The organism is Streptomyces roseus (assembly GCF_001044425.1).
Taxonomy (GTDB): Bacteria; Actinomycetota; Actinomycetes; order Streptomycetales; family Streptomycetaceae; genus Streptomyces; species Streptomyces roseus.
Genome location: NZ_LFML01000085.1, coordinates 149,986 through 166,919, shown reverse-complemented (window position 1 = coordinate 166,919; position 16,934 = coordinate 149,986). Strand labels below are relative to the sequence as shown.

The 16,934-nt window shown below is 72.6% G+C and carries 16 protein-coding genes and 1 pseudogene; 4 read left to right on the top strand and 13 right to left on the bottom strand.

The window, feature by feature from the left end; all coding sequences use genetic code 11:
- The 4 genes and pseudogenes from ACS04_RS21925 to ACS04_RS21915 form a co-directional block, all read right to left on the bottom strand.
- Positions 1-782: pseudogene (locus ACS04_RS21925) on the bottom strand (hypothetical protein); the annotation flags it as partial.
- A 99-nt stretch (positions 783-881) separates the two neighbouring features.
- A complete protein-coding gene (locus ACS04_RS21920) occupies positions 882-1,262 on the bottom strand; it encodes a PPOX class F420-dependent oxidoreductase (protein WP_048478395.1) in 381 nt (126 codons plus the stop codon).
- A gap of 9 nt (positions 1,263-1,271) precedes the next feature.
- Positions 1,272-1,427 (bottom strand): hypothetical protein, encoded by a 156-nt coding sequence (locus ACS04_RS38265; protein ID WP_158977387.1) that lies wholly within the window; start codon positions 1,425-1,427, stop codon positions 1,272-1,274.
- Positions 1,428-1,553: 126 nt separating this feature from the next.
- Complete coding sequence (locus tag ACS04_RS21915; protein WP_048478394.1) at positions 1,554-1,805, bottom strand: helix-turn-helix domain-containing protein; 252 nt, start codon at positions 1,803-1,805, stop codon at positions 1,554-1,556.
- Positions 1,806-1,869: 64 nt separating this feature from the next.
- Between ACS04_RS21915 and map the strand changes: the two genes are divergently transcribed.
- Positions 1,870-2,637: a type I methionyl aminopeptidase gene (map, locus tag ACS04_RS21910; protein WP_048478393.1), complete on the top strand. Its 768-nt coding sequence runs from the start codon at positions 1,870-1,872 to the stop codon at positions 2,635-2,637.
- A gap of 20 nt (positions 2,638-2,657) precedes the next feature.
- On the opposite strand, the gene ggt is transcribed toward map, so the two are convergent.
- A complete protein-coding gene (gene ggt / locus ACS04_RS21905) occupies positions 2,658-4,463 on the bottom strand; it encodes a gamma-glutamyltransferase (RefSeq protein WP_048478392.1) in 1,806 nt (601 codons plus the stop codon).
- A 120-nt stretch (positions 4,464-4,583) separates the two neighbouring features.
- Between ggt and ACS04_RS21900 the strand changes: the two genes are divergently transcribed.
- On the top strand, positions 4,584-5,309 hold the full coding sequence (locus ACS04_RS21900) for a hypothetical protein (RefSeq protein WP_048478391.1): 726 nt from the start codon (positions 4,584-4,586) through the stop codon (positions 5,307-5,309).
- Here the strand turns inward: ACS04_RS21900 and ACS04_RS21895 are convergent.
- The 6 genes from ACS04_RS21895 to ACS04_RS21870 all read right to left on the bottom strand — a co-directional run bounded on the left by ACS04_RS21895 (position 5,269) and on the right by ACS04_RS21870 (position 12,166).
- Positions 5,269-6,540, bottom strand: a complete 1,272-nt coding sequence (locus ACS04_RS21895; RefSeq protein ID WP_048478390.1) for a cytochrome P450 — start codon at positions 6,538-6,540, stop codon at positions 5,269-5,271. The genes ACS04_RS21900 and ACS04_RS21895 overlap by 41 nt on opposite strands.
- 51 nt (positions 6,541-6,591) lie before the next feature.
- Complete coding sequence (locus ACS04_RS21890) at positions 6,592-7,137, bottom strand: hypothetical protein (RefSeq protein WP_048478389.1); 546 nt, start codon at positions 7,135-7,137, stop codon at positions 6,592-6,594.
- A complete protein-coding gene (locus ACS04_RS21885; protein ID WP_048478388.1) occupies positions 7,134-8,576 on the bottom strand; it encodes a sensor histidine kinase in 1,443 nt (480 codons plus the stop codon). Before ACS04_RS21885 ends, ACS04_RS21890 begins: the two co-directional genes overlap by 4 nt.
- Positions 8,573-9,256, bottom strand: coding sequence for a response regulator transcription factor (locus tag ACS04_RS21880; RefSeq protein ID WP_048478387.1), 684 nt, complete (start codon positions 9,254-9,256; stop codon positions 8,573-8,575). Before ACS04_RS21880 ends, ACS04_RS21885 begins: the two co-directional genes overlap by 4 nt.
- 7 nt (positions 9,257-9,263) lie before the next feature.
- Positions 9,264-10,898 (bottom strand): murein biosynthesis integral membrane protein MurJ, encoded by a 1,635-nt coding sequence (murJ, locus tag ACS04_RS21875; RefSeq protein ID WP_048478416.1) that lies wholly within the window; start codon positions 10,896-10,898, stop codon positions 9,264-9,266.
- 98 nt (positions 10,899-10,996) lie between these two features.
- On the bottom strand, positions 10,997-12,166 hold the full coding sequence (locus ACS04_RS21870) for a lipid II:glycine glycyltransferase FemX (RefSeq protein WP_048478386.1): 1,170 nt from the start codon (positions 12,164-12,166) through the stop codon (positions 10,997-10,999).
- 263 nt (positions 12,167-12,429) lie between these two features.
- Between ACS04_RS21870 and ACS04_RS21865 the strand changes: the two genes are divergently transcribed.
- Together ACS04_RS21865 and ACS04_RS21860 are read left to right on the top strand one after the other, a co-directional pair.
- The gene (locus tag ACS04_RS21865) at positions 12,430-13,644 is read left to right on the top strand and encodes a L,D-transpeptidase (RefSeq protein ID WP_048478415.1); all 1,215 of its coding nucleotides are present in this window, start codon (positions 12,430-12,432) and stop codon (positions 13,642-13,644) included.
- 121 nt (positions 13,645-13,765) lie between these two features.
- The gene (locus ACS04_RS21860) at positions 13,766-15,367 is read left to right on the top strand and encodes a CocE/NonD family hydrolase (RefSeq protein ID WP_048478385.1); all 1,602 of its coding nucleotides are present in this window, start codon (positions 13,766-13,768) and stop codon (positions 15,365-15,367) included.
- A 36-nt stretch (positions 15,368-15,403) separates the two neighbouring features.
- Here ACS04_RS21860 and ACS04_RS21855 read toward each other — a convergent pair whose 3' ends face one another.
- Together ACS04_RS21855 and ACS04_RS21850 are read right to left on the bottom strand one after the other, a co-directional pair.
- Complete coding sequence (locus tag ACS04_RS21855; RefSeq protein ID WP_048478384.1) at positions 15,404-16,288, bottom strand: amino acid ABC transporter permease; 885 nt, start codon at positions 16,286-16,288, stop codon at positions 15,404-15,406.
- Positions 16,285-16,929, bottom strand: coding sequence for an amino acid ABC transporter permease (locus ACS04_RS21850; protein WP_048478383.1), 645 nt, complete (start codon positions 16,927-16,929; stop codon positions 16,285-16,287). The genes ACS04_RS21855 and ACS04_RS21850 overlap by 4 nt, the downstream gene beginning before the upstream one ends.
- Positions 16,930-16,934: the final 5 nt, after the last annotated feature.

Here is a 16,934-nt window from a genome sequence, read left to right as displayed (position 1 = left end):
GGGGCGAAGCGGGCGCCGCGGGGTGCGGCGGCCCCCTCGGGCCCGGCGGGCGGCAGGACGAAGGGGGCGGGGGGCGCAGCCGCCGCGCCCGCGTACCGGGCTCCGCCGGCCCGGCGCGCACCGCGCAGCCACCGGCCCTCGGCCCGCCCGACGGGCGGCCCGACCCGCTCCTCCCCCGCCTCCCGCTGCCGCGGCACTCCGGACACCGGCTCCCCGGATACCGGTCCGCTCAGCGGCCCGCTCACCGGCCCGCCCTCCTCGGCCCCGGCCCATGCCCCGGACAGCGGCTCGGTCCCGGCGGGCCGGGGGCCGGCGGACCCGAGCGGTTCGGGCGGGGTCCCGAGGGCGCTGAGCCGGGACCCGAGGTCTTCGTGGCGGGAGGCGGCCCTCGCGGCGTCGTCGTGGATCCAGGCGAGTTCACCGGTCAGGGCGTCGGCCTCCGCCGAGTCGGGAGTGTCGGCCAGACGGGCCGTCAGGGCACGGGCCGCCGCCTGCGAGACGGCTCGCTGCTCGGCGGCCGCCGCCAGCAGGGTCCGCAACTCCTCCGCGCCGCCGGGCAGCCGGTCCCACACGCTGACGGCCGCGGCCCGCAGCCGGGCCGCGTACTCCCGCTCCCGCGCGGCGAACTCCGCGCCGCGCGCCCCCGCGAGGTCGCCGAGCAGCGACTCCACCACGTCCCAGGGCGGCATCGCGGCCCCCTCCAGGCAGGCCCGCAGGCCCTGCGGATCCCGGCGCAGGAACTCCCCGTACCAGCCGGTCCCCGGATCGAGCCTCTGCGTCAACCCCCTTAAGTAGCCCGAGAGTTGACTGATCGCCGGCGAGGTCGCGGTCTCCATGCCCGCATTGGATCCCACCCGCGTTACGGGCGGGCTACGGGAGCCTCAAACCTTGACGGCGATCGCGGTGTGCGGACGCTTCCCGCGCCGGGCCAGCGCGGCCGGCAGGTCCACGAGCCAGAACTGCCACGTGTACTTGCGCGACATCAGCTTGCGCACCCGCGCCAGCCCCGCCTCGTCGAGCAGCCGCGCCTCGCCCTCCAGTACGGCCGCCCCTTCGGCGACCCGCCCCCGCACATCGCAGGCACTGAGCGCGACCCGTCCGTTGTTGCGGATCCGCTTCACCTTCCAGGAGTCGCTGCGCGTCCACACGTACAGCTCGCCCCCGTCGGCCACCGCCCACACCGGCGTCGCGACGGGCGTGCCGTCCTTGCGGAACGTGGTCAGGCTGACGTACTTGCCCTGGTTCAGCTCGTCGAGAGTCATGCCCGGAGCCTACGACGGCGCCCGGGGGGCGGAGCGCCGCGCGCCCGGATCCCTGGCGGACGCCCGGCCCTGCGGCGTCACGCAGACCGCGAGCAGCAGACCCGCCGCGAGCAGGGCGCCGAGGAGCGCGAGACCGAGCCGTTGGGAAGCGTTCGAGGAGGGCACGCCTTCACGCCTGCCCGGCGCCGGCGCGCTCCCACCGCCGATTGGGCCGTTCGGCCCGCCGGCCCCGCCCGAAAGAAACCGCAGGTCCGCGGCTCGGGCCAGGCTTCCGTCAGCTCTGCGGCGGGCTCAGGCCGGCGCGAGCGCGCAGCGGCGCAGCACATCGTCCAGGGACAGCCCGAGCGCTTCGGCGAGGGCGGCCACGGTGAAGAAGGCGGGGGTCGGCGCGCGGCCGGTCTCGATCTTGCGCAGGGTCTCGGCGGACAGGCCGGCGCTCGCCGCGACCTCGACCATGCTGCGGCCGCCGCGCGCCTCGCGCAGCAGCGCACCGAGGCGCTCGCCGCGCTCGCGCTCTTCGGGGGTGAGAGGGGTACGGACCATGCCCGCATCCTACCCCCTCATCCAATAACTATCCCGTTAAAGTTATACCGGTATAGTTATTGGCATGGTGGAACTGAAGACAGAAGAATCGATCAGCGAGATGCGCGCCGCGGGCCGGGTCGTCGCCCGCGCCCTGGCCGCCGTCCGGGAGGCCGCGCGCGTGGGGGTGTCCCTGCTGGAACTGGACGGGACGGCCCGCGCGGTACTGGCCGGGGCCGGCGCCGGCTCGCCGTTCCTCGGCTACCGGCCGCAGTTCGCGCCGGTGCCCTTCCCCGGGGTCATCTGCGCCTCGGTCAACGACGCGATCGTGCACGGCGTCCCCGACGGCTACCGGCTGCGCGACGGGGACCTGGTCAGCATCGACTGCGGGGCGGAGCTGGGGGGCTGGGTCGGGGACGCGGCGGTCAGCTTCACCGTGGGCCGCCCCCGCCCCGCCGACGTACGGCTGATCGGGACCGCCGAGGCGGCCCTCGCGGCCGGCATCGCCGCCGCGCGCCCCGGCAACCGAATCGGCGACATCGCCCACGCCATCGGCACGGTCTGCCGCTCCGCCGGCTACGGGATCATGGAGGACTTCGGCGGCCACGGCGTGGGCCGCACCATGCACGAGGACCCGGGCGTGCCCAACGAGGGCCGGCCGGGGCGCGGCATGCAGCTGCGCCCCGGCATGGTCCTCGCCATCGAGCCGATGCTGATCGCGGGCGGCAGCGACGACTACCGGTGCGACGGGGACGGCTGGACCCTTCGGACCCTCGACGGCAGCCGCGCCGCGCACGCGGAGCACACGGTCGCGATCACCGCCGACGGCCCGCGGATCCTCACCGCCCCCTGAACACCGGGAGGGGGCGCTCCCTACGGTTTCCCGTACGGGTGGACCACCATCGCCGAGCCTCCGCCCCGGCGGCTCGTCTCGGCGGCGGCGAGCCAGCGCCCGTCCGGGAGCCGCTGGACCCCGGTCGCCGCACCGATCTCCGGGTTCTGCCGGAAGCCCTGGCCCAGCGCCTCCAGTCGGCCCCGCAGCGGGCTGTTCCACAGCCCCGGTTCCAGCTCGGTGGTGGTCTGGTTGCGCTGGCTGGCCCGCGGCGCCGCGATGGCGTCGACCAGCGGCAGCCCCCGGTCCAGGTGTCCGATCAAGGTCTGCAGGACGGTGGTGATGATGGTGGCCCCGCCCGGGGAGCCCACCGCGAGCACCGGACGCCCGTGCTCCAGCACGATGGTCGGGGACATGGACGAGCGCGGCCGCTTGCCGGGGCCGGGCAGGTTCGGGTCCGGGACCCCGGGGGCCGCCGGGGCGAAGGAGAAGTCGGTCAGCTCGTTGTTGAGGAGGAACCCGCGGCCCGGGACGGTGATCGCGCTGCCGCCGGTGGACTCGATGGTCAGGGTGTACGAGACGACGTTGCCCCAGCGGTCGGCGACCGTCAGGTGCGTGGTGTTCTCCCCCTCGTACGTGGTCGGGGCGGCCTGCCCGGAGCCGCCGCAGGCCACCGGGTGGCGCGGGTCGCCGGGGGCCAGCGGGCTGGTCAGCGTACGGTCCGGGGAGATCAGGCAGCCGCGCGAGTCGGCGAAGCGCTGCGAGAGCAGCTCCCGGGTGGGCACGTTCTCGGCGGCCGGGTCACCGACCCAGCGGCCGCGGTCGGCGAAGGAGATCCGCGAGGCCTCGATGAACCGGTGCAGGTACTGGGTCTCGGACAGCTTCGACAGGTCCGTGCGCTCCAGGATGTTGAGCGCCTCGCCGACGGTGGTGCCGCCCGAGGAGGACGGCGCCATGCTGTAGACGTCGAGGCCCCGGTAGCCCACCTGGGTCGGGGCCTGCCGCTTGGTCCCGTACGCGCGCAGGTCGCCGGTGGTCAGGTCGCCGGAGCGGACGATCCGGGTGGCGGCCGGGTCCACGGGGGGCTTGCGGACGGCCCGGACGATGTCCTCGCCGATCGGCCCGCGGTAGAGCGCGCCGGTACCGCGCCGCCCCAGTTCGGCGTACGTGGCCGCCAGGTCGGGGTTCTTGAAGGTGGAGCCGACCACCGGCAGCGCCCCGCCCGGCAGGAACAGCTTCGCGGTGTCCGGGAAGTCCTTGAACCGGGCCTGGTTGAGCTCGGTCTGGGCGCGGAACGTCGTGTCGACGGTGAACCCGTCGCGCGCCAGTTTCTCGGCGGGCTTGAGCAGCTGGGAGAGCGGCCGGGTGCCCCAGGCATCGAGGGCGCTCTTCCAGGTGGCCGGGGTGCCGGGGACGCCGACGCTGCGGCCGCTGGTCTGGCCCTGGTCGAAGGGGATGGGAACCCCGTTCTCCTGGAACAGGGTCTCCGTGGCCGTGGCGGGCGCGGTCTCGCGGCCGTCGATGGTCTGCACCCGGCGGGACGTGGCGTCGTAGTAGACGAAGTAGCCGCCTCCGCCGATACCGGCCGAGTACGGCTCGGTGACCCCGAGCGCGGCGGCCGTGGCGACGGCCGCGTCCACGGCGTTGCCTCCGGAGCGCAGGACCGCGATGCCGGCGGCCGAGGCGTCGGCGTCGACACTGGCGACCGCCCCGCCGTACCCGGCGGCGACGGGGACCTTCGCGGGGGCCCCGCCCCCGGAGTCCGACGGCGGGGCCGCCGCGCCGGTGGACACCAGCGCTCCGGCGAGGGCGACGAGCGCTAACTGACGTGTGGCGGAGCGACGCATCCGAACCTCCAGTCGACGGCCCGTCACACCCCACCGGACGGGCCCGAAACCTGACTCGGCACTGTAACTTCACCGCACCCCCCGCGTCAGGAAGACATGGTGCGGGCTAGCATCCGGCGCATGAACGACGACGTGCGCAACATCGTGCTCGGGGTGGTGGCCACCGCGATCAGCGGCGGGTTCGGCTGGTTCTCCCGGACCTATCTGTGGCGCCGTACGCTGCGCCGCAAGCAGGCCTTCTTCGGCCTGCCCACCGGCTCCGACTGCCTGTTCGTGGTCAACCGGCAGATGGGCGGCACGGAGGGGTCGGTGCACCGCAACGACGCCTTCGCGCTGCTGGAGATATCCGCGCTGATCAAGGACTGCGGGGCCAATCTGCAGATCGTCTCGCACGACTCCGTCCGCCAAGGCTTCGGCGAGCGCGCCGAGTTCTGCGTGGGCGGGCCGATCTCCAACGCGCGGACGGCGGCGCACCTGGCCTCCATGCTGCCGGGCGTCCGGGTCGACCAGTCCCGGGATCCCGGCCCGGACCGCGGGGCGATCCACGTCGGCTCGGAGACCTACCGCTGGGAGAAGGGCCAGATCGACCACGTGCTGCTGGCCCGGCTGACGGCCGGGCCGGGCAGCCGGCCGGTGTTCCTGATCTCCGGGCAGACGGCGATCAGCAATCAGGCGGGAGCGCGCTATCTGGCCCGCCACCACCAGGACTTGGCGCGCCGCTACCGCGGGGACTCCTTCTGCGTGGTGCTGAAGGTCAACAACTCCGACGCCTACGGTCCGGACGTGGTCGACCTGCTGGCGGACGTCACCCGGCAGGCCCGGACACCCGCAGCGGCAGCCGTGTGATCCCGTTGATGAAGTTGGACACCAACCGGCGCGGCGGGCCCGCGAGTTCCGGCGCGGGCATGGCGGCGCGCCACTCCTCGTGGAGCACGCGCAGCTGGAGCCGGGCGAAGTGGGCGCCCAGGCATACGTGCGGTCCGTCGCCGAAGGACACGTGCGGGTTGGGCGTCCGGCCGAGGTCCAGGCGCCCGGGGTCGGTGAAGACGCGCTCGTCGTGGTTGGCGGAGGCGTGGAAGACCACCACCTTGTCCCCGGCCCGGACGGGCTGTCCGGCGAGTTCGGTGTCGACGGCGGCGGTGCGCCGGAAGCTGAGCACCGGCGGGTGGACGCGCAGCAGTTCCTCGACGGCGGCCCGCACCGGTACCCGGCCGTCGGCGAGCCGCCGGTACGCGTCCGGGTCGCGGGCGAGGGCCAGCAGGCCGCCGGGGGCGGCGCTGCGCACGGTGTCGTTGCCCGCGACGGTGAGCAGGAAGAAGAACATCTCCAGCTCCGCCGGTTCCAGTCCGGCCCCGGCGAGCGCGGTCATCAGGTCGTCGGCCGGGTGCGCGCGCTTGTGGGCGGCCAGTTCGCGGGCGTAGGCGAACATGTCGCCGAGCAGGGCCGGCGAGCGCGGGTCGAGGGGCTTGCCGCCGGGGCCGAGCAGGGGCGCGGGCGCGTCCTCGGGGTCCTGGTAGCCGATGACCCGTACGGTCCACTCCAGGAGCAGGCCCCGGTCGGCGGCCGGGACGCCCAGCAGGTCGGTCAGGTTGAGCAGCGCGTACTCGTCGGTGACCGCGGCGACCAGGTCGGCGGCGCCGTCCTCGGCCCGGTCCCGGGCGGCGGCCAGCAGCGTACGGGCCCGCTCGCGGACCCGGCCGGCGAAGGCGTCGACGCGGGCGGGGGTGAAGGCGCGGGAGACCAGCCGGCGCAGCCGCCCGTGGTCGCCGGCGGCGCGGCGCGGGTCCTGGTTGAGCATGGTGCGCCGCAGGAACGGCAGGTCGGCGGGGTCGGGGTCGCGGATCTGGGTGGCGCCGAGCCAGGAGGAGTACGTGGCGTGGTCGCGCAGGACCCGGACCACGTCGGCGTGCCGGGTGACGGCCAGGAATCCCGGACCGGCGGGCCAGCCGGCGATCTCGGGCTCCTCCTGCCGGGCCACCGGGTGGTGGTCGCGCAGCTGCCGGTAGCTCTCGTACGGGATCCCGGCGCCGTAGATCCGGGGGTCGAACACGTCGGGCACGTACGCGGCGGGGTCCATGGGGCCACGGTGGCGGGGGAACCGTCCCGCCGCAAGAGGCCGGCGCTGCCGTCAGAAGTCGCAGCGGGCGGGGCCGACGTCGGCGTCCGGGCCGAGCAGCACCACCTTGTACCCCGGTTCGGTGGAGGCGATCGTGCACACCAGCTGCCGGCGGGCCACCTCGGAGAGGGTTCCCACCTTGAACGGAAGGCCGACGCCGACGGTGTCGTCCGACAGCATGCTGGTCCCGGCGCTCGCACCCTGCTTCTTGATGTCGAGCGGGGGCAGCCGGGTCTCCAGCCCCGCCGCGCGCGCCTCCTCGTCGGGACCCATGAGCAGCTTGACGAGGATCGCGGCCGCCGACCGCGAGGGCTGGTCCCGGTCGGGTACGGGGAACAGCCGCCCGTCGGCGGTCACGAAGTACACCGTCCCCTTGGTCCCGGGTCCGGGGACGACCACCTTCCCGGCGGCTCCGCTCTCGATGACCCCGGTGGGTTTGATCCCGCAGCCCGTGAGCACCACCGCGCCCAGCAGCAGGGCGGCGGTGGCGGCCGCGGCCGTCCGGCGCCGGGCAGGGGTCCGGGGCCGGGCAGTGCTCCAGGGCCGGGTCCGGGTCATGCTTGGGCCTCCAGCGGCATGTCGAGCGTGAACAGCGCTCCCCCGGCGGGGCCGTTCGCGGCGGTCAGGGTGCCGCCGTGCAGCCGGACGTTCTCCAGGGTGATGGCGAGGCCGAGGCCGCTGCCCGCGGAACGGGTACGTGCGGCGTCCGCCTTGAAGAAACGGTCGAAGATGTGCGGCAGCACCTCGGGGGCGATGCCGGGCCCGCTGTCGGCGACCTCGATCCGCAGCCGGGCGCCGTCGGGGCGCGGCTGCGTGCGCACCGAGACGCGCACCGGGGCGCCGCCGTGCCGCAGCGCGTTGCCGACGAGGTTGGCCAGGACCACGTCGAAGCGGCGGGAGTCGAGCCGGGCGCGGACCTGCGAGGGGAGGTCGGTGTGCACGCGCTCGTCGTCCCAGTGGCGGCGTTCGAGACTCTTGCGCACCGCCTCGGCGATGTCCACGTCGTCGAGGTTGAGCTCGGCCGCGCGGGCGTCGAAGCGGGAGATCTCCATGAGGTCCTCGACGAGGACGGCGAGCTTGCCGGTCTCGGCGCTGACCAGCCGCAGGGCGGCGGCCGTGTCGGGGTCGAAGTGCTCGGCGTCCTCGTCCAGGACCTCGGTGACGGCGAGCATCCCGGCCAGCGGTGTGCGCAGTTCGTGCGAGACGTCGGAGGCGAAGCGTCGGGCCCGGGCCTCGGCCTCCCTCAGTTCGGCCACCGACTGTTCGAGGGCGCCGGCGGTCTCGTTGAAGGTGCGGGCGAGCCCGGCGAGCTCGTCGGAGCCGCGGACCTCGATCCGCGTGTCGAGCCGGCCGAGGCCGAGGCGCTGCGCGGCGAGGCGCATGTCGCGTACGGGGCGCAGCACGCTGCGCGCGGCGAGCAGGGCGGGGATGACGGCGATGGCCAGGCCCGGGACGGCGCCGCGTTTGGCGGCTTCGACCATGGCGTCGACGGTCTTGCCCTCGGTGGCCAGGGGCATCGTGGCGTAGACGACCAGCCCGGTGGGTTCGCGGGTCTCGTTGTGGAGCCACACGGCCGGCATGCCCACGGCCAGGTACGGGCGGCCCGCGGTGTCGGTCACGCGCTGGAAGGCGCCGTGCGGATGGGCCGCCACCTTGCGGCGCAGCTCCTCGGTGACGACGGTGGAGGTGGGGGCGCTGGTGCTGGAGGCCCGCAGGGTGCCGTACTCGCCGAAGACGTTCCAGGGGTTGGGCTTGCCCCTCTTGCCCAGCTCGGTGACGATGCGCTGCAACTGCGCCTGGGTCAGCGGCAGGTCGAGGGGCTGGGTCTCCATCTGGTCGCGCAGGGTGCTGACGGCGGTGTCCTGGCTCTGCTTGAGGACGGCCGTGCGGGCCTGCTGGTAGGTGAGCGTGGCGGTGGTCACCGCGCTGATGGCGGCGACCAGCAGGAAGGCGGCGATCAGCCGGGTGCGCAGGCCGAGCGGTGCGATGCGTTTCACAGCGGGCCGAAGCGGTAGCCGAAGCCCCGGACGGTCTGGATGTAGCGGGGGTTGCCCGCAGGGTCCTCGACCTTGGTGCGCAGGCGGCGTACGCAGGCGTCCACGAGCCGGGCGTCGGCGTGGTAGCTGTGGTCCCACACGTACTCCAGGAGCTGCTGGCGGGAGAAGACCTGCTCGGGCGAGGCGGACAGGTGCAGCAGGAGCTTGATCTCGCTGGGGGCGAGGGGGACGCGCTCGCCGTTCTTGGCGACGGTCAGCCCGGCCCGGTCGATGGCGAGCTCGCCGTGGAACTCGACCTCGGGGCGGCTGCCCGCCGGGGCGCCGAGGCGGCGCAGCACGGCCTTGATGCGGGCCTCGATGACCTCGGTGCGGGCGGGCTTGACGATGTAGTCGTCGGCGCCCGCTTCGAGGCCGACGACGATGTCGAAGTCGTCGCCGCGGGCCGTCAGCATGATGATCGGCAGCTGGCTGGTCTCGCGGATGCGGCGGCAGACCTGTACGCCGTTCATCCCGGGCAGCATGAGGTCGAGCAGGACCAGCTCCGGCATGAAGGTGCCCATCAGCGCGAGGCCCGCCTCGCCGGTCTCGGCGGCGCTCACCTCGTGGCCGCGTCTACGCAGGCCGAGGCCCACCCCTTCACGCACGGAAGGGTCGTCCTCGATCAGCAGTACGCGTGGCATCCGGTCATTATCCAGGGCGGTTCGAACGTTTCTGCTCGGGCTGGCGGCCGACCTTGCGCAGGAGCGGGTCCAGCAGGTCGGTGATCTCCGTCAGGCCGAGCGGGCGGGCGAGGAGGACGACGACGAGCGCGAGGGCGGCGGTTCCCGCTCCGATGGCGGCGAAGTCGCCGAGCCCGTCGGCGGCGCGGGCGGCCGCGTATCCGGCGGCGGCCCCCGGCAGGCAGGCGGTCAGCAGCCGCAGGTGGGTGCGGAGCGCGGTGGCGCGTCGCTGCGTACGGGTTCCGGTGCGCGGACCGAGCCGGCGGGCGAGGGTGTACGCGGTGACCGCGAGGCCCGCGAAGAGGGCGACGGAGTAGGCGCCGGCCATGCCGGTGACAGCCCAGCGCGGGGGCAGCAGCAGGTAGGCGGCGGCGGACAGCCCCGCGTTCAGGGCGGCGATGACCAGGTTCAGGAAGAAGGGGGTCCGGGTGTCGGAGAGGGCGTAGAAGGCGCGCGAGAGGACGTACTGGCCGGAGAAGGCGATCAGGCCGGGGGCGAAGGCCACGAGCATGCCGGCCATGACCTCGACGTCGGCCTCGCCGGTGCGCCCGTACCCGAAGACGCTGCCCATGATCCAGGGGGCGAGCGCGGCGAACAGCGCGGCTGCGGGGACGACGAGTGCGGCGCTGGAGCGCAGCGCGTAGGACACGTCGCGCCGGAGCGTGCCGAACTCGCCGTCGGCGGCGGCCGCGCTCATCCGCGGCATCAGGGCGGTCACGAGGGAGACGGTGATGATGCCCTGCGGGACGATCCACAGCTGGTAGGCGTTGCTGTAGGCGGTGTACCCGGCGCCGCCCGCCAGGCCCGCCTCGACGGCCCGGTGGCCGGTGGCGGTGGACAGGCGGGTGACGACCCAGTAGCCGATCTGGTTGGTGAAGACGAGCATCACCAGCCAGCCCGCGTTGCGCAGGGGGCGGGCGAGGCCCTGGCCGCGCCAGTCGAAGCGGGGGCGCCAGCGGAAGCGGGCGGCGCGCAGCGAGGGGATGAGGGCGAGGGCCTGGATGACGATGCCGGCGGTGGTGCCGAGGCCCAGCAGGCGGGTGTCGGCGGCCGTCAGACCGTCCGCCGCGCCGTGGGAGAGGGGGAGGAAGAGCCCGAAGACGCCGATGATCACGAAGTTGTTGAGGACCGGGGTCCACATCATTGCGCCGAACCGGCCGCGGGCGTTCAGCACCTGGCCGAGCAGGGTGAACAGCCCGTAGAAGAGGATCTGCGGCAGGCAGTAGCGGGCCAGGGCCACGGTGGTGCTCGCCTGGCCGCCGCTGTACGGGGTGTACGCGGCGACGATCAGCGGCGCGGCCAGCACGGCGACGGCGGTCAGGGCGACGAGCGCGACGGTGCAGGCGGTCAGCAACCGGTCGGTGTACGCGGCCCCGCGGTCCTGGTGCTCCTTCGCGGCCCGCACCAGCTCGGGGACGAAGACGGCGTTGAGCGCGCCGCCGATGAGCAGCATGTACAGGATGTTCGGGACGGTGTTGGCGACGGCGTAGCCGTCGCCGAGCAGCCCGGTGCCGAGCGCGGCGACGACGACGGCGGAGCGGACGAACCCGGTGGCGCGGGAGACGATCGAGCCGGCCGCCATGAGCGCGCCGCTGCGCAGCACGGAGCTCTTGCCCGGCGACGCCCCGGCGGGACCGTCGGCGGCCGGGTCCGTGGCCGGGTCGGCGGTCGGGTCGGTGGTCGGTCTGGTGTCGGTGGAGGTCACCGGCGGGCCATGTACGCCTGGAAGGCCTTGTAGAGGGCCGTGTTGGCGTATCCGTCCATGGGGGTCTCCCACTCACCGAGTGTTTCGACGACCTGCCCGCCGGTGCCGAGCTTCCAGCGCAGCAGCCCGAAAGAACGTTCGTCGGGGTCAAGAGTGGAGGGTACCCCCCGCATGTCGTACTCGTGGGCTCCGAGGTCGTGGGCGTCGCACATCATGTGCCACTGGAGCGCGTTGCTGGGGCGTACCTCGCGGCGGTGGTCGGCGGAGGCGCCGGTCTGGTACCAGACCCGGTTCCCGGCCACGATCATGGTGTGCGCGGCGAGTATCTCGCCCTCGTGGACGCCCAGGTAGAGGCGCATGCGCCCGGGCGCCTCGGCGTTGAGGACCTCGTACTGCTGCTGGTAGTACGCGAGGGAGCGGCCGAGGCGGAACCCGTCGCGCTCCTCGGTGATGCGCAGCAGCCGGTAGAACTCGGGCAGGTCGGCGGCGGAGCCGAGGACGGTCTGCACCCCGGCCTTCTCGGCCTTGCGGACGTTGCGCCGCCACTCCTGGTTCAGGCCCGACCACAGCTGCTCGACGGAGCGGCCGGCGAGCGGGACGCGGAAGACGTGGCGGGGCTGCGCGTCGCCGTCGTCCTCGCCGCCGCAGCGCTTCCAGCCGCGGGTGCGCAGCCGGTCGGCGAGGGCGGCGCCGACCGGGTCGACCTCGGTGGCGAGTACGTCGGATATCTGCCGGCCCGCTCCGGTGGCGGCCTTGACGGCGGCGGCGTCCCAGCGCCGATAGGCGGGGGTGGGTCCGATCCGGACGGCGAAGGCGCCGGCCGCCCGCAGGTGGCGTTTGAGGGGGTCCAGCCATCGGTCGACGTGCGGGTCGGACCAGTCGGCGACGGGGCCCTCGGGGAGGTACGCGAAGTATTTCCGGGTGCCGGGGAATTGGCGGTAGAGGACCAGCCCGGCGCCGGCGATTTCGCCGTCGGGGTAGTGCCATCCGACCCTTTCCGAGCGCCAAAGGTCCTTTACCTCGGCCCAGGAGGGGTACTGCAGAAAGCTCGCGTTCCGGTTACGTGAAAGGAAGCCCCGGTATTCCGCCACGGACATCGGACGCACTCTCAGCTCCCGCTCCGGGGACTGGTGTCGCTGGGCGGGGGTCACGAGCAGTGCGCACACGGCGATTCGGCCTTCCTGTACGTCCGGGGAATGGGGGACGCACCGGACTCTCACAGGAGTCCGTGACCGGCGTGCGCGGCGATTGTGACCGGACGATGACCGTTTCGCTGCGGTCCATGTCACAGAAGAAAGACGGAACTTTTCGCCGGATTGTGCAACCTACAGTCGTGCCGTCCGCATCTCCATTTGCGAACGATCATTACTTGGAGGGGTTTTCGTTGAGCCGCACACGCCGTACCGCACGCAGTCGTCGCCACGCCATGATGGCCGGGACCGCACTCATGGCCGCCGCGCTGACCGCCTGCGGGGGCGGCTCGGGCGGTGACGCGAAGGCCTCCGGCACGGCGGACGCCAAGAAGAAGCCGGACATGGCGATATCCGTGAACCTCACGGGCGATCAGGCCAAGCCCGGCGAGCCGGTGAAGGTGACGCTGGCCGACGGGAAGCTGGCCCTGGTCAAGGTCTCCGACGGCAAGGGCGGTGAACTGCCCGGCAAGATAGCCGACGACGGCAAGACGTGGACCTCCGAGCGCAACGCCTCGCCGGGCACGGACTACAGGGTCGAGGCGCAGAACACCGAGAGCCAGAACGCGAGCGCCCAGTTCAAGACGGCCGCCGCGGACAAGGTGAACAAGGTCACGATCAACCCGGGCAAGGCCAATCCGGTGGTGGGCATCGCCCAGCCGGTCTCGATCGTCTTCGACAACCCGGTGAAGAACAAGGCCGAGGTCGAGAAGCACCTGAAGGTCACCACCTCGAACAACACCGAGGGCTCCTGGGGGTGGTTCAAGGACTACACCGGCAACGACCGGGTGGACTGGCGGCCCAAGGAGTACTGGAAGTCCGGCACCGACGTGAAGGTCGAGATGAACCTCAACGGGGTGGACTCGGGCCAGGGCGGCGGGATGTTCGTCAAGGACTACAACACCGAGTTCAAGATCGGCAAGGACCGCCGGCTCCAGGTGAACCTCGACACCCACAAGATGACGGTGACCGAGGACGGCCAGACCGTGAAGACCATCCCGGTCTCGGCGGGCACGCCCGGCGGCCAGAAGGCCTCCTGGCTGGGGAAGATGGTGCTGATGTCCAAGGAGGGCACCATCCGGATGGACTCCCAGACGGTGGGCCTGGGCGACTCCTACGACAAGATGGTCGACTACTCGATGCGGGTGACCTGGTCGGGGATGTACATCCACGCCGCCCCGTGGAACACCGACAACTTCGGTCGCGCCAACACCAGTTCCGGCTGCGTGGGCATGAGCGACGCCAACGCGAAGGACCTGTTCGCCGAGGCCCAGGTGGGCGACCTCGTCGAGGTCACCGGGGACGGCTCCAAGGGCAAGGCCGACATCGGCAACGGCTACGGCGAGTGGAACCTGTCCTGGGACGAGTGGAAGGCCAAGAGCGCCCTGGCCGGCGGCGCCCCGAGCGGCGCGAGCGGCGCGAGCGGCGCGAGCGGCGCCCCCCAGAACGGCTGAGCCGCGCACTTGACACGCGGTCAATCGTTACCTGTGCGTAACTTACCGGCGGGTTACCCCCGGTAAGCCCCTCCCGTTACCGTCGGGTCACTTTGACACCGGCGCACGCGAGGAGCGATCGATGGTCCGCACCGCCCGCACCACCAGCAGCACCGCGGCCGCCGTGGCGGCCGTACTCGCGGCAACCGCCCTGGGCCTGGCCCCCCACCAGGCCCAGGCGGCCCCCGCCCCCGCCGCCGCGGCGGCCCCGTCGGCCCCGTCCGGCCTCCGCTTCCACGACATCCCCGGCTCCGGCGGCATCACCCTCAAGGGCAACGTCTTCACCCCGGCCGGCGCGCAGCCCGGCCGCACGTACCCGCTCGTCGTCCTTCCCACCAGCTGGGGCATGCCGCAGATCGAATACGTCGCCCAGGCCGAGAAGCTCGCCGACGACGGCTACGTCGTCGTCAGCTACACCTCCCGCGGCTTCTGGCTCTCCGGCGGCGAGATCGAGGTGGCCGGACCGCCCGACACCGCCGACGTCTCCGCCGTCATCGACTGGGCGCTGGCCAACACCCCCGCCGACGCACAGCACATCGGGCTGGGCGGGGTCTCGTACGGAGCGGGCATCAGCCTGCTGGCCTCCGCGCACGATCCCCGGATCAAGGCCGTGGTCGCGCTCAGCGGCTGGGCCGACATCATCGAGTCGATCTACTCGGGCCGCACCCAGCACGTCCAGGCCGCGGCCCTGCTCGGCGGCGCCGGATACCTCACCGGCCGCCCCGGCCCCGAACTCCGCCAGATCCTCGGCGACTTCCTCGGCTCCCGGCTGGACCGGGAGCCGCAGATGATCGAGTGGGGCAGAAAGCGCTCGGCCGCGGAACGGGTCGACGAGATCAACGCCAACGGCGCCGCGATCATGCTGGGCAACGCCTGGGGCGACAGCATCTTCCCGCCCAACCAGTACGCGGCCTTCTACGAGAAGCTGACCGGCCCCAAGCGCCTGGAGCTGCGCCCAGGCGACCACGCCACCGCCGAGGGCACCGGCCTGCTCGGACTGCCCAACGACACCTGGACCAACGCCCACCGCTGGTTCGACCGCTACCTCAAGGGCGAGCGCAACGGCGTGGACGCCGAGGCCCCGGTGCAGATCAAGTCCCGCAGCGACGAGGGTTACGAGGGGTACGCGGACTGGAAGTCGGTCGGCTCCGGCGGCACCGAGCGGCTCCCGCTCACCGACGCGGAGCACCTGTTCACCGGCGTCGACTCGGGCGCCGACGGCGGCGTCATCTTCCTCTCCAGCATCCTCGACCAGTTCGCCAAGGCGCCCCCGACCGCCTCCATCCCGCTCCTGCCGCGCGCCTTCGCCGCCGTGTGGCAGTTCCCGCGCCAGGAAGCCCGGCGCCGCATCCGCGGCACCGTGGAAGTGCACACCACCGTCACCCCCACCGCCCCGGACGGCACGTTCGTCGCCTACCTGTACGACGTCGGCCCCCTCGGCATCGGCAAACTGGTCACCAGCGCCCCGTACACCTTCCACGGCAAGCCCCGCGGCCAGGCCTTCGGCGTGGACCTGGAGCTGTTCTCCACCGCCTACGACGTGCCCGGGGGCCACCGGCTCGCCCTCGTGATCGACACCGTCGATCCCCTCTACATCGAGCACAACCCCTCCGGCGCGCAGCTGACCTTCTCCTCGCCGCGCACCGATCCCTCGTACGTATCGGTACCCCTGCGCGAGGAGTGATCTGCGGCTGCTGCCGGGCGGGGCGGCTCTTCGGAGCTACCGTGGACCGCCCGGCAGCACCGTTCCGGGTTCGGCCGGGGCGACGTCGACGGCCTCGGTCTTCACGCTGCGCCGCTCGAACCGCGCCACCCAGCCGGCGAACCAGGAGAGCAGCATGCACATCCCGATGTAGATCGGGGAGATGATCATGACGACGGGAATGAACGGCAGGTCGTAGTCGAGGTTCGAGGCGATCAGCTTGCCCGCGTGCAGGAACTCCTCGTACGTGATCAGGTAGCCGAGCGAGGTGTCCTTCAGGGCGACCACCAGCTGGCTGATGATCGTGGGCAGCATCGCCCGGACCGCCTGCGGGGCGAGCACGAACGTCATCACCTGGGTCTTGCGCATGCCGAGCGCGTACGCCGCCTCGCGCTGGCCCCGGTCGACGGAGTTGATGCCCGTACGGAAGACCTCGGCGAGCACCGAGCCGTTGTAGAGGGTCAGCCCCGCCACCAGCGCAGGCAGCGGCTGCACCTTGAGGGCGACGAAGATGAAGAAGATCATCACCAGCACCGGCATGGCCCGGAAGAACTCCACGCACAGCGTGGCCGCCCAGTGCACCGGCCGGTGCACCGAGAGCCGCCCGGCCGCGAGCACCGCGCCGAGGACCAGCGAGAGCACCGAGGCGTACAGGAAGGCCTTGAGGGTGTTCCCGAGCCCCTTGAGCAGCAGCTCCTGGATGCCCTTGTACGTGAAGGGGCTCCACTTGGCGGCGGTGAACTGGTCGGTGTCGAAGAGCAGGTAGAGGATCCAGGCGAGCAGGGCGAGGATCACCACCGTCGAGACGATCCCGTAGAGGAAGTGCCGGCGCCGGGTCCGCGGGCCGGGCAGGTCGTAGAGGGCGGTGGACTCCAGGTCTCCCTGGAGCGCGTGCGCGGTCATCGGGTGATCCCCCAGCGCTTCTCCAGCACGTTGAAGAGCGCGCTGATGGACAAGGTGATGATCAGGTAGCCGACGGCGATCCAGACGAAGGTCCAGATGATGTTGTAGCCCAGCTCGCTGAGGGTCTTGTACGTGCCCAGCAGCTCGGTGACGCTGAACGCGCCGGCGATCGCCGAGTTCTTGGCGAGGGCGATCAGCGTGGAGCCGATCGGCGGGATGACGCTGCGGAAGGCCTGCGGCAGGACCACCGAGCCCAGCGTCTGGGTGAAGCTCATGCCCAGGCTCCGGGAGGCCTCGCCCTGGCCCTTGGGCACCGTGTTGATGCCCGAGCGCAGGGCCTCGCAGATGAAGGCGGAGGTGTAGCAGCCAAGCGCGAGGACGGCGAACACCTGGAAGGGAAGGACCAGCCCGAAGCGCGGCAGGCCCAGCAGCACCGCGAAGAAGAGCAGGGTGAGCGGGGTGTTGCGCAGCACGGTGACCCAGACCGTGCCGAAGACCCGGAAGGAGCCGACGGGCGCGACGCGGAACGAGGCCATCACGAAGCCGAGGACCAGGGCGAGGATCGAGGCGTAGACCGTGAGCTGGACGGTTCCGAGGAAGCCGTGCCAGTAGAGCGAGAAGTTCTGCGTGAGTACGTACACGGTGG

Excerpts from the sequence above, each read along its gene's own strand:
- ACS04_RS21920 (WP_048478395.1), bottom strand. The coding sequence starts at position 1,262 with ATGACTCTCGACGAGCTGAACCAGGGCAAGTACGTCAGCCTGACCACG.
- ACS04_RS21915 (WP_048478394.1), bottom strand. The coding sequence starts at position 1,805 with ATGGTCCGTACCCCTCTCACCCCCGAAGAGCGCGAGCGCGGCGAGCGC.
- map (WP_048478393.1), top strand. The coding sequence starts at position 1,870 with ATGGTGGAACTGAAGACAGAAGAATCGATCAGCGAGATGCGCGCCGCG.
- ggt (WP_048478392.1), bottom strand. The coding sequence starts at position 4,463 with ATGCGTCGCTCCGCCACACGTCAGTTAGCGCTCGTCGCCCTCGCCGGA.
- ACS04_RS21900 (WP_048478391.1), top strand. The coding sequence starts at position 4,584 with ATGAACGACGACGTGCGCAACATCGTGCTCGGGGTGGTGGCCACCGCG.
- ACS04_RS21895 (WP_048478390.1), bottom strand. The coding sequence starts at position 6,540 with ATGGACCCCGCCGCGTACGTGCCCGACGTGTTCGACCCCCGGATCTAC.
- ACS04_RS21890 (WP_048478389.1), bottom strand. The coding sequence starts at position 7,137 with ATGACCCGGACCCGGCCCTGGAGCACTGCCCGGCCCCGGACCCCTGCC.
- ACS04_RS21880 (WP_048478387.1), bottom strand. The coding sequence starts at position 9,256 with ATGCCACGCGTACTGCTGATCGAGGACGACCCTTCCGTGCGTGAAGGG.
- ACS04_RS21865 (WP_048478415.1), top strand. The coding sequence starts at position 12,430 with ATGGCCGGGACCGCACTCATGGCCGCCGCGCTGACCGCCTGCGGGGGC.
- ACS04_RS21860 (WP_048478385.1), top strand. The coding sequence starts at position 13,766 with ATGGTCCGCACCGCCCGCACCACCAGCAGCACCGCGGCCGCCGTGGCG.
- ACS04_RS21855 (WP_048478384.1), bottom strand. The coding sequence starts at position 16,288 with ATGACCGCGCACGCGCTCCAGGGAGACCTGGAGTCCACCGCCCTCTAC.